At 75.7% G+C, this 15,108-nt stretch carries 11 protein-coding genes; 1 reads left to right on the top strand and 10 read right to left on the bottom strand.

Features of this window, described 5'->3' with window-relative positions; translation table 11 throughout:
* Positions 1-87: 87 nt before the first annotated feature.
* The 8 genes from GY42_RS13125 to GY42_RS13090 all read right to left on the bottom strand — a co-directional run bounded on the left by GY42_RS13125 (position 88) and on the right by GY42_RS13090 (position 10,296).
* Positions 88-1,062, bottom strand: coding sequence for a D-alanine--D-alanine ligase family protein (locus tag GY42_RS13125; protein WP_046529672.1), 975 nt, complete (start codon positions 1,060-1,062; stop codon positions 88-90).
* Position 1,063: 1 nt separating this feature from the next.
* Positions 1,064-2,407 carry an aminotransferase-like domain-containing protein gene (locus GY42_RS13120; protein ID WP_046529671.1) on the bottom strand — a complete coding sequence of 448 codons (1,344 nt, stop codon included), beginning with the start codon at positions 2,405-2,407 and terminating at the stop codon, positions 1,064-1,066.
* Positions 2,408-2,479: 72 nt separating this feature from the next.
* Positions 2,480-2,818 carry a thioredoxin gene (trxA, locus tag GY42_RS13115; RefSeq protein WP_046529670.1) on the bottom strand — a complete coding sequence of 113 codons (339 nt, stop codon included), beginning with the start codon at positions 2,816-2,818 and terminating at the stop codon, positions 2,480-2,482.
* Complete coding sequence (trxB, locus tag GY42_RS13110) at positions 2,815-3,831, bottom strand: thioredoxin-disulfide reductase (protein WP_046529669.1); 1,017 nt, start codon at positions 3,829-3,831, stop codon at positions 2,815-2,817. The genes trxA and trxB overlap by 4 nt, the downstream gene beginning before the upstream one ends.
* A gap of 148 nt (positions 3,832-3,979) precedes the next feature.
* Positions 3,980-5,776, bottom strand: a complete 1,797-nt coding sequence (locus GY42_RS13105; RefSeq protein WP_046529668.1) for a protein kinase family protein — start codon at positions 5,774-5,776, stop codon at positions 3,980-3,982.
* A 73-nt stretch (positions 5,777-5,849) separates the two neighbouring features.
* Positions 5,850-7,613: a murein biosynthesis integral membrane protein MurJ gene (murJ, locus tag GY42_RS13100; RefSeq protein ID WP_052748387.1), complete on the bottom strand. Its 1,764-nt coding sequence runs from the start codon at positions 7,611-7,613 to the stop codon at positions 5,850-5,852.
* Complete coding sequence (locus GY42_RS13095; protein WP_152667322.1) at positions 7,610-9,748, bottom strand: DUF6049 family protein; 2,139 nt, start codon at positions 9,746-9,748, stop codon at positions 7,610-7,612. Before GY42_RS13095 ends, murJ begins: the two co-directional genes overlap by 4 nt.
* The gene (locus GY42_RS13090) at positions 9,745-10,296 is read right to left on the bottom strand and encodes an NUDIX hydrolase (RefSeq protein ID WP_082131543.1); all 552 of its coding nucleotides are present in this window, start codon (positions 10,294-10,296) and stop codon (positions 9,745-9,747) included. The genes GY42_RS13095 and GY42_RS13090 overlap by 4 nt, the downstream gene beginning before the upstream one ends.
* A 142-nt stretch (positions 10,297-10,438) precedes the next feature.
* On the opposite strand from GY42_RS13090, the gene GY42_RS13085 reads away from it, so the two are divergent.
* Complete coding sequence (locus GY42_RS13085; protein ID WP_046529666.1) at positions 10,439-11,932, top strand: CCA tRNA nucleotidyltransferase; 1,494 nt, start codon at positions 10,439-10,441, stop codon at positions 11,930-11,932.
* A gap of 46 nt (positions 11,933-11,978) precedes the next feature.
* Here GY42_RS13085 and GY42_RS13080 read toward each other — a convergent pair whose 3' ends face one another.
* Both GY42_RS13080 and GY42_RS13075 read right to left on the bottom strand, forming a co-directional pair.
* Positions 11,979-13,739 (bottom strand): SpoIIE family protein phosphatase, encoded by a 1,761-nt coding sequence (locus GY42_RS13080; protein ID WP_236686786.1) that lies wholly within the window; start codon positions 13,737-13,739, stop codon positions 11,979-11,981.
* Positions 13,736-15,046, bottom strand: coding sequence for an MFS transporter (locus GY42_RS13075; protein WP_046529665.1), 1,311 nt, complete (start codon positions 15,044-15,046; stop codon positions 13,736-13,738). The genes GY42_RS13080 and GY42_RS13075 overlap by 4 nt, the downstream gene beginning before the upstream one ends.
* Between the last annotated feature and the right edge of the window lie 62 nt (positions 15,047-15,108).

The following is a 15,108-nucleotide window of genomic DNA, read 5'->3' as shown; positions in this document are numbered from 1 at the left end:
GCACCGGGTGCGGTCGCGCCCGTGCCGGTCGTCGACGGCAACGTACATCGACGTGGCAACCGTGTGTACGACTTGCGTCTTCGCAGGTCAGCGGCGTGCGACGGCGTCCACGAGCGCGCGGTACAGGCGTCCCAGGTCGTGCCCGGCCGCCTCGGCGGCCTGCGGGAGGAGCGACGTCTCGGTCATGCCGGGCGCGACGTTGACCTCGAGGAACCACGGCACGCCGGCCGCGTCGACCACCAGATCGGTCCGTGACACGTCGCGCAGGCCGAGGGCGCGGTGCGCCCGCACGGCGACCTCCGCGACGTCCGCCGCCGTGGCGGCGTCGAGTCTGGCGGGAGCGAAGTACTCGGTGCGCCCCGGGCTGTAACGCGCGTCGTAGTCGTAGGGACCGTCCGTGACGACCTCCACGGCGGGCAGCGCGAACGGCCCGTCGCCCGTGTCGAGGACGCTCACGGCGACCTCGGTGCCCGTGACGGCCCGTTCGACGAGCGCCGTGTCCGTGTAGGAGAAGCACTCGACCATGGCCCCCGGCAGGGCGTCGCGCGTCGTCACCAGCGTGACGCCGAGCGCCGACCCGCCGCGGGACGGCTTCACCACGAGCGGCAGCCCGAGCTGCCCGACCACGAGGTCGAGCACCTGCGCCGCGCCGAGCTCGCGGAACAGCGACTGGGGGAGCGTGACGTGCTCGGGCGTCGCCACCCCCGCGCGTGCGAGCACGGTCTTCGCGACGGGCTTGCTCCACGCGACGCGGCTCGCGCGCGCGTCGGACCCGAGCACGCGCAGACCGAGCATCCGGACGACGTCACGCACCGAGCCGTCCTCGCCGCCGGCGCCGTGCAGCAACGGCCACACCACGTCGGGGCGGAGCTGCGAGAGTGCCGGGACGAGGTCGGGGTCGACGTCGTGCACCGTGACCTCGAGGCCGGTGGAGCGCAGCGCCTCGGCGACGCGCCGGCCCGAGCGCAGCGACACGTCGCGCTCGTGCGACAGCCCGCCCGCGAGGACGGCGACCGTGGGCGCGTCGGCGTCAGGGGGCGTCCGCCCCTCCGTGGCGCCCACGTCAGACGACGTCCGGCCCGGGAGACTGCACCGCGTCGCGCGGCACGGTCCCGGACGCCCCGAACAGCTCGACCAGGTCCCGCTCGGCCGTGACGACCCCGGCGAGCCGACGCACGCCCTCGCGGATCCGCTCGGGCGTCGGGTAGCAGAACGACAGGCGCATGTGGTCGGCGCCGCGACCGTCGAAGAAGAACGCCGTCCCCGGCACGTACGCCACCAGCGCCGTGACCGCGCGCGGCAGCATCTCGCGGGCGTCGAGCCCCTCGGGGAGCCGCACCCACGTGTAGAAGCCGCCCTCGGGCACGGTCCAGGACGCCGTGGGCATGAGGTCCGCCAGGGCGCCGACCATCGCGTCGCGCCGCTCGCGGTACATCTCGCGGTAGTCCTTGATCTGCGACCGCCAGTCGCACGTCGACAGGTAGGTCGACACCGTGAGCTGCGACGCGTTGGACGGGGAGAGGATCGCCGACTCGCTGGCGAGCACGAGCTTCTCGCGCACGGCGTGCGGTGCGACCACCCACCCGACCCGGTACCCCGGGGCGAAGGTCTTGGAGAACGACCCGAGGTACAGCACGCCCTCGTCGTCCAGCGACCGCAGTGCCGGGCGCGGCTCGCCCTCGAACCCGAGCAGGCCGTACGGGTCGTCCTCGACCACCAGGACGCCGTGGCGACGCGCGATCTCGAGGACCCGCGGGCGTCGCTCGGTGGACATCGAGACACCGGCCGGGTTGTGGAAGTTCGGCACCGTGTACAGCAGCTTGACGCGTCGTCCGGCCGCGGCGAGCGCTGTGAGCGTCTCGTCGAGCGCCGCGGGCACCAGGCCGTGCTCGTCGATCGGCACGTGCACGACGTCCGCCTGGTAGGCGCGGAAGACGCCGAGCGCGCCGACGTACGACGGCGCCTCCGCGACCACGACGTCGCCGGGGTCGACGAACACGCGGGTCACGAGGTCGAGCGCCTGCTGGGACCCGGTCGTGACGACCACGTCGTCGGGGTGCGCCTCGATGGCCTGCAGACGCATGACCTCGAGGATCTGCTCGCGCAGCGTCTCGTCGCCCTGGCCGGAGCCGTACTGCAGGGCGACGAGCCCGCGCTCGGCCACGACGCGCGCCGCGATGTCGCTGATCTGGTCCAGCGGCAGCCGCGCGAGGTAGGGCATGCCGCCGGCGAGCGAGACGACCTCGGGGCGGTTGGCGACGGAGAACAGCGCACGGATCTCGGAGGCCCGCATGCCGCCCGTGCGCTCGGCGTACGCGCCGAGCCAGGGGTCGAGACGGGTGCCGGCGGCGGCCGCGGACGTGGGGTGGCCCGACGTCCTGCGGTCGGGCTGGGGCACGGTGGTCATCGACCGAGTGTGGCACGCCGGCCCGGAGGTCCCGGGCACCCGTCCGGCGGGCGACCCGGTCCCTCCGCGTCGTCAGGCCTCGGTGGCGGCCTCGAGCAGCTCCTCGAACGACTGCTTGAGCGTCGCCTTCGGCTTGGCGCCGATCACCGCGTGGCTGAGCTCGCCGCCGGCGAAGAACGCGATGTACGGGATCGACTGGATCTTGTAGTCGTCACGCAGCCCGGGGTTCGCGTCGGTGTCGACCTTGACGACCTTGACGCGGCCCGCGTACTCCTCCGACAGCTCGTCGAGCACGGGGGACACCATGCGGCACGGGCCGCACCACGTCGCCCAGAAGTCGACGACGACGGGCAGGTCGCTGCGCAGCACCTCCTGCTCGAAGGTGAGGTCGGTGACGTCGGTCGTGCTCATCGCGCGACCTCGTCCTCGGGCACGAGCGCCGAGCCCGGCACCATCGGGTCCGCGACGCGCGTCAGGCCGGCGAGGTAGTGCTGCGCGTCGAGCGCGGCGGCGCAGCCCGAGCCCGCGGCCGTGATGGCCTGCCGGTACGTGTGGTCGACGACGTCGCCGCACGCGAACACGCCCGTGAGGTTGGTGCGCGTCGACCGGCCCTCGACCTGCACGTAGCCGTTCTCGTCGAGCTCGACCTGGCCGAGCAGCAGGTCCGTGCGCGGCACGTGGCCGATCGCGACGAACAGGCCGCCGGCGCCGACCTCGCGCTCCTCGCCGGTCACGGTGTCGCGCAGCGTCACGCCGGTGACCTTCTCGTCGCCGTGGATCGCGGCGACCTCGGAGTTCCACGCGAACGAGATCTTCGGGTCCGCGAACGCGCGGTCGGCCATGATCTTCGACGCCCGCAGCTCGTCGCGGCGGTGCACCATCGTCACGCTCTTGCCGAAGCGGGTGAGGAACGTCGCCTCCTCGACCGCGGAGTCGCCGCCGCCGACGACCAGGATGTCCTGGTCGCGGAAGAAGAAGCCGTCGCACGTCGCGCACCACGACACGCCGCGGCCGGACAGCCGCTTCTCGTCGGGCAGGCCGAGCTCGCGGTACGCGGAGCCGGTCGCGAGGATCACCGCGCGGGCCCGGAACACCTCGCCGCCGCCCGTGGTCACGACCTTCACGTCACCGGTGAGGTCGAGCGACGTCGCGTCGTCCCACAGCACCTCGGCGCCGAACTTCTCGGCCTGCTTCTGCATCGAGTCCATGAGCTCGGGGCCCTGGATCCCGTCGGGGAAGCCGGGGAAGTTCTCGACCTCGGTGGTGTTCATGAGGGCGCCGCCCGCGGTCACGGAGCCGGCGACGACGACGGGCGCCAGGCCGGCGCGCGCGGCGTAGATCGCGGCGGTGTACCCGGCCGGGCCGGACCCCACGATGACGAGGTCGCGCACGTCGGAGGTGGGCTGGGCGGCGGGTTCGGTCACGGGGTGCCTCGCTGTGTCGGTCGGCGTCGCGGGCGGGCGACGGGGCCGCTGGGCGGCCCTGGTGGCGGCTCGTGCAACCGATCGTAGGGCGCGGTTGTTCCCGTCGCGCCGCGTGTCCGCACCGGGGGCGGCCCGGGCGCGGACCCGGTCAGGAGACGGTGATCTCGGTGATCTCGAGGCGGAACTGGCCGGCCGCGTTGGTGGGCAGCTCGGTGAACCACAGCACGAGCGAGCCCGTGCGGACCGGTTCGGCAAACGTCAGGTCGGTGGTGGGGCCGAGCGTCCCGGACGCGAGGACGTCGCCCTGCGTGGGGGCGTCCCCGGTGGTCGACCGGACCTCCACGCCGCCGCCGGTGCCGTTCACGGCGAGGGTCACGCCGCTGACGGTGGTCTCCTCGGCGAGGCGGACCTCGATGCCGATGCCCTCCTTCAGACCGCCGAAGTCGGGGCGGTTGTACGTGTAGGAGAACCAGAACGTCGACGGGTCGCCGTCGATCGCGCGCTCGGTGTTCTCGACGCGCTCGCCCTCGGGGTTGGTCGGGTCGAGCGTGCGGATGCCGGCGATCGCGGGCGGCGGGCCGGCGGCGGGCTCCTCGGCCGCGGGCGGCTCCTCCGGGGCGGCCCCGCCGTCGGAGGGGTCCTCGCCGGGGGTGGGCGGCGCCTCGGTCTGCGTCCCCGCGCCGGCCTCGCCGCGGTCCGGCTGGACGAACAGCGCGCGTGCGGCGACGACGAGCCCGACAAGCACGGCCACGCCGACGACCACGAGCACGAGCGCGGTCGGGTCGAACCGGCGTCGCGGCGCCTCGTCCTCCTCGACGAACGCGAACGGGTCCTCGGTGAAGCCCAGGCCGCCGTCCCAGCCCGGTTCCTGCGCGGGGGCCGCGGGGGCCTGGTGCACGGGCGGGAGGGACGCGGGGAGCGTCGGCGCCGCGGCGGCCGCCGCGGTCGGCTGCGCGGACGTGCGCGCCGGGGGGATCGCGCTCGACCGCGTCGGCGCCGCCGGCGGGGGCGTGCCCGGGCGCGAGACGCCCTGCGGGAGCTCGTCGAAGGCCGAGCGCACGGACTGCCGTGCCACGCGCACCGGCTCGGCGGGCACCTCGGGCGCGGTGGCCGCGGCCGCCGCGGCGACGGCGCCGCCCGCGCCCGCGTCGTCGCGGTCGTCGACCGACCGCCCGATGCGGATCTCGCCCCACGGCTCGAGCTCGTGCACCAGGTCGCCCGGCGAGTGCGGGCCGTCCTCGTGCGGGCCGAGGGTCACCGAGCACAGCGTGTCGAGGTCGTTGGGCACGCCCGCCTCGAGCTCGGCGGGCGGCACGACCGTCCCGTCGAGGACGGGTGCGGCCGGGACGCGCGGCGACACGGCGTCGTCGTCGGCCGCCGGCCACCGACCGGTGAGGCCCGTGTACAGCAGGCGCACCAGGTCGACGGCGTCGCGCCGGCTGGTCTCGCGCGCGTCGGTCGGCGCGATGCCCAGCAGCGCGGCGTCGATCGCGAGCCCCGAGACCACGACGCGTCCGTCGGAGGACACGTGGACGACGGACGGGCGCAGCGCGAGGTGGTGCACACCGCGACGCCGCGCGACCTCGAGCGCGGCGGCGGCCTCGCCGACGACGGCACGCGCCTGGTCCGGGGTGAGCGCGCCGCGCTCCACGAGCTGCGCGAGCGACGCCCCGGTGATCTGCTCGGACACGACGTAGCCGACGCCCTCGTGGGTGCCGACGTCGAGGACGCGCACGAGGCGCGCGTCCGTCACGAGCGCGGCGCGGCGCGCGGCGTCGAGAGCGGGCGTGACAGCGCCCGAGCGCAGGACGCGGACACGGACGGGTCGGTCGAGGATCTGGTCGGTGGCCTGCCACACGGACACGCCCTCGAGGTCCGACGGCAGCGGGTCGACCACCCGGTAGCGCCCCGCGAGCACCGTGCCCGGCCCGACCTGCTCCGTCACCGTGCCACCTCCGAGACGTACGTCGGCGGGACGCGCGGTCGCGCGTCCCGTGAGCATGCTAGACGGCCCGCCGTCAGCGCCGCCCCCGCAGGCGCCGGACGAGCGGCCCCACGAGCTGGTCCAGCTCGCGCACGCGCAGCAGCTTCAGCCCGCCGACGTACACCAGCACCATCACCGTCCCGACGACCGCGCACTGCACCAGGGCGCCGACGACGCCGCCCGGGCCGACGACCTGCACGACGAGCAGCACGGCGACGCCCACGGCGGCCGCCGCGAGCACCGCCAGCGCGGCGCGGGCGTGCGTCTGGACGACGCGTGCGGCGTCGACGTCACCGCCGAGGCGCGGGCGCAGGGCGCGCAGCGCCAGCACCGTGCCGAGCAGGTAGGACGCGCTCATCGCGAGCCCGGCGCCGGCGACCCACCACGACGGGGGGAGGACCACCGTGCCGAGCAGCGTCCCGGCGACGACGAGCGCGGCCATCGCGAGCTGCACCGGCACCATGCCCCTGGCGTCCTCGTACGCGTAGTACACCCGCTGGCACATGGACCACGCGCCGAACGCGGGCAGGCCGAGGGCCATGGTGACGACGACGCCCGCGACGGCGCTGACGGCGGCCTCGGGCTGCGAGGGCAGGATCACCTGGACGACGGGGCGCGCCAGCACCGTCAGCCCGGCCCCGGCGAGCAGCGTGAAGATCCCGACGACCCGCAGGCCGGTCGACAGGTCGGAGCGCACGCCCGCGACGTCGCCGTCGTGGGCGCGGGCCGACAGCCGTGTGAACAGCGCCGTGAGCAGCGAGACCGTCACGAGCGAGTGCGGCAGCATGAAGATGATGAAGGCGTTGTCGTACGCCATGTTGCCCGCGACCTGGAGGTCGTGCGCGGCCGCGGGTGCCGCTGCCGCGACGTTGGAGACGACGACGTAGCCGATCTGGCCGATCAGCAGGCCGACGAAGGTCCACGTGGCGACCTTCCCGGCCCGGCCCAGGCCCGAGCCGCGCAGACCCCAGCGCCAGCGGTACCCGACCCCTGCGCGTCGCATCGCCGGGACCAGCACGAGCGCCTGCACCACGATGCCGAGCGTCGCCGAGCCCGCGATCAGCGCGACCTGCCCGCCCGTCCACGTGTGCGGGACCCCGACGGGTCCGACGAGCGCGATGAAGAGCCCGAAGCCGGCGATCGAGACGACGTTGTTGGCGACCGGCGCCCACATGTAGGGACCGAACGAGCCGCGCGCGTTGAGGACCTGGCCGAGGAGCGCGTAGACGCCGTAGAAGAAGAGCTGCGGGATGCACCAGTACGCGAACGTCGTCGCGAGCTCGACCTGCCCGCTCGTGCCGCGTCCCGCGTACAGCCACGCCAGCAGCGGAGCCGCGAGCGTGAGCACGACCGTGGCGCCACCCAGCACGGCGAAGCCCAGGCTGAGGAGGCGGTCGACGTACTCCTGCCCGGCGTCCCGCTTGAAGGCGCGCACGACCTGCGGCACGAGGACGGCGTTCAGCACCCCGCCCGCGAGCAGCATGTACAGCACGTTGGGCAGCTTGTTCGCGACCGCGAACGCGTCGGCGGACTGCCCGGTGGCGCCGATCGCGGCGACGAGCACCATGTTGCGCACGAGCCCCAGCGCGCGGGACGCCGCCGTGCCGCTCGCCATGACCGCGGCGCCGCGGCGCACGCCCCCGCGCGGCTCGGTGCCCGCCCGCGCCTCGGGTCGTGCCGTGCCGGGCGGGGTCGTGTCACCCGGGGTCGCGTCGGCGTCCCGGGCGAGCGCCTCGTCCGGGACGTCCCCCGGGTCGCCCGGCGTCGCGGGGTCGCGGGGCGGGGGCGTCGCGGTCACTGGTCCTCCTCCGGGGCGCCGCCCAGCACCGGCAGCGGGCGCGTGCCCTCCTCGCCCTCGACGCGGTGCGCGCCGCGCCGCGCGCTCTGGCCGCGGCGGACGGTCCGCACGACGCCCAGCACGAGCCCGACCGCGAGCAGCGCGCCGACGACGAGCGTGCCGACCGACTCGATGGTCGGCGAAGCACGCACCACGAACGTCACGGGTGCGGCCAGGGCGGTGCCGTCGGCGCCGGTGAGCACGGCCTCGACGACGACCTCGCAGTTGGCGATCGCGTGCACGGCGACGGGCACGACCTCGTCGCTGCCCGCCGGGACGACCACGACGTCGCTCGGGTCGACGTCGAGGCACGCCTTGCGCGGCGTGACCTGCACGCGGACCGACGCCGCGGCGGGCAGCTCGTTGCGGACCGAGAACCGGACCTCGCTGTCGGCGCTGATGAGGTTCTGCGTGCTCGTGGGGGCGAGCGTGAGGCCGGTGCGGCGGGCGTCCACGTCCGCCACGACCGCGTCGACGAGCCGGGCGCGGGCGTCGGGGTCGGCGCGCCACGCGGTCGCGAGCGGTGCCAGCACCTCGGCGTCGACGCCGCGCAGGACCGTCGCGGGGTCGTCGGTGACGCTGGCGAACGCGACGGTCGCGGACCGCGCGTCGGCCAGCCGCGTGACCTGCGCGGGCGCGAGCGCCGCGGGGACGTCGGTCTGCGCCGGGAGCGTGTCGCGCGGCGCGGCCGCGTCGGTGGCGCCCAGCAGCGCGGTCAGGGGCGCCGAGCGCGACCACGGCGCACCCTGGACCGCGGTCAGCGCGGCGTCGACCAGCGCGACGTCGGGCGTCGCCGTGCGGGGCAGTGCGACGAGCACGTGCTGCGGCCCGTCGGTCGACGCGCGCGCGAGCACCGCGAGCTCGGCGAGGACGCGCTGCACGACGGTCGCGCGGGTCGCCGCCGGGTCGAGCGACGTCGGGTCGACCAGCAGCGTCGTGAGCGTCGCGTCCGGCACGAGCCCGGTGACGGTGCCGTCGTCGGTGGGCAGCACCGTGCGCGCGCCGGCGGCGTCGACGTCGGTCGTGAGGTCGCCCGGGGCGAGCACGAGCGTCGACGCCCCGGCCGCCGCGGCGAGGTCGACGGTCGCGCGGTCGGTGGTCGGGCCGGGCGCCCACAGCACGTCGGTGCGCGCGGCGAACGGGCTGCCGTCGGTGACGTCCGTCGCGGCCGCGCGCGCGGACGCGTCCACCGCCGCCGTCAGCAGGTCGGGCTGGTCGGCGTGCGCGAGGGCGACGAGGTCGGGGTCCGACCACGGCAGCGCGACGACGTCGCGGCCGCTGCTCGCGGCCACGAGCGCGTCGGCCCACGTCGCGACGGGGCCGGACTCGGCACGCGCGGCGGTGAGCAGCGCCGGGTCGACCGCGAGCGCGACGTCGGGGTGGCGGCGCGTGAGGTCGAGCACGGCCGCGAGCCTGCCGCCGCTGCGCACGAGCTCGTCGAGGGCGGGCCCCGGCGCCGTCACGTCGACGCCCGCGGGCACGGGCGCCGGGCCGACCACGGGTGCGAGCACCGACAGCCGCGCCTGGGCGACGTCACCCTCGGTCGCCCAGAGCGCGAACGTGCGCTGCAGGCCGAGCCGTGCGCTGCGCCCGCCGGTCGCCTCGACGGCGAGCCCGCGCGGCCCCCACGTGTCGGGGCGGTCCAGCAGCCCGACGCCGTCCGCGGGCACCCGGGCCTCGACGTCCGCCGACGCGCCGGGGGCGAGCGGCTCCTCGAGGGCGACCGTCGCGACCACCGTGCCGACGCGGGCGCGGGCGTCGGCCGTGCTCGGCTCGAGCCACGTCGCGAGGTCGGCCCGCGACCCCGGGCGGATGCGTTCGAGGCGCACACGCGCACGGAGGTTCGCGATCTCCTCGTCGGTCGTGTTGGTCAGGCGGGCCTGCACGACCAGGTCGTCGCCGGGGCGCAGCACGTTCGGCGTGACCTGCGTGATCTGCACGCGGACCGGGTCGAGGTCGGCGGCGGGGGTGCTCGCGCCCCGGCTCGTCGTCGGTGAGGGAGCCGGGGTCGCCGACGCCGCGGCCGGGGTCACGAGCGCGAGCAGCACCAGGAGCGTGGCGAGCAGCGTGGGCACGGCTCGGCGGGCAGCGCTCATCCGTCGGTGAGGACGCTGAGGGCCATGCCTGCCAGGCGTCGCTCGTTCGGGTAGGCGAGCCGGCCGGACAGGTCGACCACGCGCACCCACTCGACGTCCTCGGCCTCCCCGTCGGGGTCGTTCTCGACCGTGAGGTCGCCGTGCAGCGCCCCGAGCAGGAAGTGGTGCACGACCTTGTGCACGCGGTGCTCGTCGCCCGAGAACCAGTAGTCGATGACGCCGAGGCGGCGCAGCACGCGCCCGGTGATGCCCGTCTCCTCGGCGATCTCGCGGACCGCTGCCTCCTCGGGCGTCTCGTCGCCCTCGAGGTGCCCCTTGGGCAGGCACCACTCGAGGCGCCCGGCGCGGTTGCGCCGTGCGATCACCGCCGCGGCGTAGTGCTCGCCCTGCCGGGTGACGACGAGCCCGCCGGCGGACGTCTCGTCGACCACGGGCAGCGTCGCGGGCGCCTGACGGGGCGTGGTGCGCGCGGGGTCGATGCGCAGCGCGTGCCCGCCGGGCGGGGCCGGCACACGCCCGGGGCGGGGCGGGTGGGCGGCGGTGGACATGCCGACACTGTAACGACTCGGCATCACCGCACCACGCACGGTCACGACGTGCGGTCACGTGGAGATCACGTGAGAGTCATCGGCACGTCATGCGCAGCACACCCGCGGACGTGCCACGCGTGACCTCTGGCAGGCTTGTCCGGTGCCCGACGCCCCCGACCAGCCCGACGCCGCCGCCGTGCAGCAGCTGCGCCGCCGCGCCCTGGAGTCCCTCGCCGCGATGGCGCCCGACGCGCTCGACCTGGGGACGCGGTTCCGCGCGGCCGGGTACGAGCTCGCGCTCGTCGGCGGCCCCGTGCGCGACGCGTTCCTCGGCCGACCCAGCCACGACCTCGACCTGACCACGTCCGCGACGCCGGACGAGGCGGAGCCGCTCCTCGCGGCGTGGGGCGACGCGCACTGGGACATCGGGCGCGAGTTCGGCACGATCGGCGCGCGCCGGTTCGCCGGCCGGCACGGCGCGGGGTCGCAGGACGTCGTCGTCGAGGTCACGACGTACCGGACCGACGCGTACGACCCGACGTCGCGCAAGCCGCTCGTCGCGTTCGGCGACACCCTCGAGGGCGACCTGTCGCGGCGCGACTTCACGGTCAACGCGATGGCCGTGCGCGTGCCCGACCTGCAGTTCGTCGACCCGTTCGACGGCCTGGGCGACCTCGCGCGTCGCGTGCTCCGCACGCCCATCGACCCGCGCCGGTCGTTCGACGACGACCCGTTGCGCATGATGCGCGCGGCGCGGTTCGTCGCGCAGCTCGGCTTCCGGCTCGACGACGACGCGCGCGCGGCGATCGTCGACATGGCCTCCCGCATCTCGATCGTGTCCGCCGAGCGCGTGCGCGACGAGCTGACGAAGCTGCTGCTCGCGCCGCACCCGCGTGCGGGCCTCGAGGTGCTCGTCGACACGGGCCTGGCGGACCACGTGCTGCCCGAACTCCCGGCGCTGCGCCTCGAGATCGACGAGCACCACCGCCACAAGGACGTGTACCAGCACTCGCTCATGGTGCTGGAGAAGGCGATCGCGCTCGAGACCGGGCCGGACGGCGCCGTGCCCGGTCCCGACCTCGTGCTGCGTCTGGCCGCGCTGCTGCACGACATCGGCAAGCCGCGCACGCGACGGTTCGAGGACGGCGGGGGTGTGAGCTTCCACCACCACGAGGTCGTCGGCGCCAAGATGGCCGCCAAGCGGCTCAAGGCCCTGCGCTTCGACAAGCAGACCGTGCAGGACGTCGCGCGGCTCACCGAGCTGCACCTGCGGTTCCACGGCTACGGCGACGGCGAGTGGACCGACTCCGCGGTGCGCCGCTACGTGACCGACGCGGGCTCGCTGCTCGAGCGGCTGCACCGGCTGACGCGCTCGGACTCGACGACCCGCAACCAGCGCAAGGCCGCGCGCCTCAAGGCCGCGTACGACTCGCTGGAGGACCGGATCGCGACGCTGCGGGAGGCCGAGGAGCTCGCGGCGATCCGCCCCGACCTCGACGGCACGCAGATCATGGACGTGCTCGGCATCCGCCCCGGCCGCGACGTCGGCGAGGCGTACCGCTACCTGCTGGACCAGCGCCTGGAGCACGGCCCGCTGGGGGAGGAGCGCGCGCGCGAGGTGCTGCTCGCGTGGTGGGAGCAGCGCTCCTCCTGAGCTCGGCGGCCGCGCGCCGGACGCGGCCCGCGGGTCACCGCGGGGGTCAGTCGACCCGCACCACCAGCACGCACACGTCGTCCTCCTGCCCGCCGTCGACCACGTCGGCGACGAGCGCGTCGCGGACCGTGGTCGCGTCGGCGTCCGGCGGCAGGGTCGCGAGGTGCGCCTCGAGCGCCTCGATGCCCTCGCGCAGCCCACGGTCGCGGCGCTCGACGAGCCCGTCCGAGTAGAGCACCACGACGGACCCGCGGGGCAGCTCGCGCGACGCCTCGGGCGCGGTGCGCGACTGCGGCGAGGGCAGGCCGACCGGGGTGCGTCGGCCACCGTCGAGCCGCTCGACCGTGCCGTCCGGCAGCCGCACCAGGCCCGGCGGGTGCCCGGCCGAGGACCACGTGACGTGGGCGCCGTCGCGCGTGCGGCGCCACCGCAGCAGCACGCACGTCGCGACGTCCCCGAGGTCGAGCGCGCCCACCAGGCCGTCGAGCCGGCGCAACGCCGCACCCGGGCTGTCGCCGCGCCACACCGCGGTGCGCAGCAGCGTGCGCAGCTGCCCCATCGACGCCGCGGCCCGCAGGTCGTGGCCCACGACGTCGCCGACCGTGAGGCTCGTGCTGCCGTCGGGGAGCACGTACGCGTCGAACCAGTCGCCGCCGACCTCGGCCCGCCGCCCCGACGGCAGGTACGACGCCGCGACGTCGAGCCCGCCCACGTCGCCCAGCACGGGCAGCAGCGAGTGCTGCAGCGTGAGGGCCGCGTCGCGCTCGGCCAGGTAGAGCCGCACGTTCTCCAGCAGCACGCCCGCGCGGCGGCCCAGGTGCGCGGCGGTCACGACCGCCTCGCGGTCGAACCCGTCGACGTCCTCGTGCACGAGGCACAGCACCCCCAGGACGCGCCCGCGCCCCGTGACCGGCACGAGCATCGCGCTGCCCAGGCCCAGCTCGTGCAGCAGCCGCAGCTCGTCGGGCGTGGTGCGGCCCGGCAGGGACGCGACGTCGACCGGCAGCGTGACCGGCACGTGCGTCGCGTCCGCCGCGAGCGTCTCCGCGACGCGCGGCGAGCGCAGCAGCCACGACGTGCCCTGCGAGCCCAGCGCGTGCGCGGCTGCCCGCCGCGCCGGGTCGGTCGCGGCGACGTGCACGCGCTCGAACCGGCCACCCTCCGACACCATCGCGACGAAGCCCCACGTCGCCATGCGCGGCACGACGGTGTCGGCGAGCGCGGCCACGGCGGCGTCGTAGTCGAGGTGCCGGGACAGCTCGTCGCCGACCGTCGCGAGCAGCTCGAGCCGGTCGGCGGTGCGGTGCATGAGCGTCAGCTCGAGCGTGCGCGCCGCGTCGCCGACCGTCTCGGCGGTGACGTCCACCTGGACGCCCACGCGGTACATCACGTGCCCGTCCGCGTCGCGCACGTGCGCGACCGCGAGCTGGTTCCAGAACTGCGACCCGTCCTTGCGCGCGTTGAGCAGCGTCTCGCGCAGGTCCTCGCCCGCGGCCAGCGCGGCGCGGACCCGGTCGACGGCCGCGGGGTCCGTGGTGTCGCACTGCAGGAACCGGCAGTTGCGCCCCACGACCTCGTCCGCGGCGTACCCTGTGAGCGCGGTGAACGCGGTGTTGCACCACACCACCGGGTCGTCGGGCAGGTTCGGGTCGGACACGGTCATGGCGTGCGGACCCGCCTCCAGCACGAGCCGCGCGAGCGCGCCGTCCAACGGCCAGCCGCCCGCGATGGGGCGTGCGACGCCGTCGAGCGTGCTGCCGTCGGTGCGGTCGTCGGTCGCGTCGGCGCCGGGCGTCTGCACGCTCACGTACGGACCGTCGCAGGCGCCGCCGGCACGTCCACGGGCTCGCGCGGGCCCGCGGCGAACACGAGCGCCCCCACCAGGTACACGCCCGCGATCACCGCGAACACGGCGCGCGACCAGCCGGTGTCGGGCAGCGCGACCGCGGCGAGCGCCGCCGCCCCGACGAACGCCGCGTTGTACAGGACGTCGTACAGCGAGAACGCCCGGCCCCGGTACGCGTCGGCGGTGTCGCGCTGCACGATCGTGTCGACCGCGATCTTCGCGCCCTGCGCCGCGAGCCCCAGCGCCACGGCCGTCGCGAGCACCGCGGCACGCGCGACCGTCACGACGAGCACGAGCTGGCTGACCACGGCGAGCAGCATGCACGCGACGATCCACACGTGCGCGCCCACGCGGGGGACCAGCAGCGGCGTCAGCACGACCGCGAGGGCGAACCCGACGGCGCTCGCGGCCAGGACCGTGCCGAACGTGCGCAGGCCTGCGCCGGCGTCGGCCGGGTCGGACAGCAGGTTGCGCGAGATGAGGATGCTCGCGATGAAGACCGCGCCGTAGCAGAACCGGTGCAGCGCCATGACGCCGAGCGCGTACCCCGGGGTCCGGCGAGCGACCAGGTACCGCGCGCCCGCCACCAGGCCGTGCGCGAGGCTCGCGAGCGCCGCCTTCATCTCGGAGGTGGCGGCGCGCTCGTCCGGCCCGAGCTGGTCGGGGCCGAGACGGGCCGCGAGCGCCGACGCGCACGCCATCACCGCGGCCGCCACGAGCAGCGAGACCGCGTCCCGCAGGCGGCCGTCCGGCAGCAGCAGACCCAGCACGAAGCCCACGAGCGCCCCCACGCCCGCCGACGCCGCCCCCAGCGTCGGCGTCAGCGAGTTGGCGGTGAGCAGCAGGGGCCCGTCGACGACCTTCGGCAGCGACGCCGACAGCGCCGCGAGCAGGAACCGGTTCACCGACAGCGTCACGAGCGCGAGCACGTACACCAGCGGTCCCACGCCCTGCGTGAGCATGACCACCGCGATCGTCGCGGTCAGCGCGACCCGCACGAGGTTGCCGTACAGCAGCACCTGGCGGCGGCGCCACCGGTCCAGCAGCACGCCGGCCCACGGCCCCACGATCGTGAACGGCAGCAGGAGCACCGCGAACGCGGCGGCGACACCCGTGGCGGTCGACGCGTTCTCGGGCGAGAAGAAGAACAGCGTGGCCAGCCCGACCTGGAACATGCCGTCGGACGACTGGCTCACCAGCCGCACGGCGAACAGGCGCCGGAAGCCGGTCAGCGGCCACAGCGCCCGAAGGTCGGAGATCACCTGCACCGCCTCAGGCTACGTGCCGCCACCGACCGCGCCCGCCGGGCCGACGCACGTCACCCCCGACG

The sequence above is a fragment of the Cellulomonas sp. FA1 genome (assembly GCF_000986825.1).
In the GTDB taxonomy this organism is placed as follows: Bacteria; Actinomycetota; Actinomycetes; order Actinomycetales; family Cellulomonadaceae; genus Cellulomonas; species Cellulomonas iranensis.
The sequence above is the reverse complement of the archived record's forward strand: the minus strand, read 5'-3'. Positions and strand labels throughout refer to the sequence as shown.

Coding starts and splice junctions, on each gene's coding strand:
- GY42_RS13120 (WP_046529671.1), bottom strand. CDS start 2,407: ATGACCACCGTGCCCCAGCCCGACCGCAGGACGTCGGGCCACCCCACG.
- trxA (WP_046529670.1), bottom strand. CDS start 2,818: ATGAGCACGACCGACGTCACCGACCTCACCTTCGAGCAGGAGGTGCTG.
- GY42_RS13095 (WP_152667322.1), bottom strand. CDS start 9,748: ATGAGCGCTGCCCGCCGAGCCGTGCCCACGCTGCTCGCCACGCTCCTG.
- GY42_RS13090 (WP_082131543.1), bottom strand. CDS start 10,296: ATGTCCACCGCCGCCCACCCGCCCCGCCCCGGGCGTGTGCCGGCCCCG.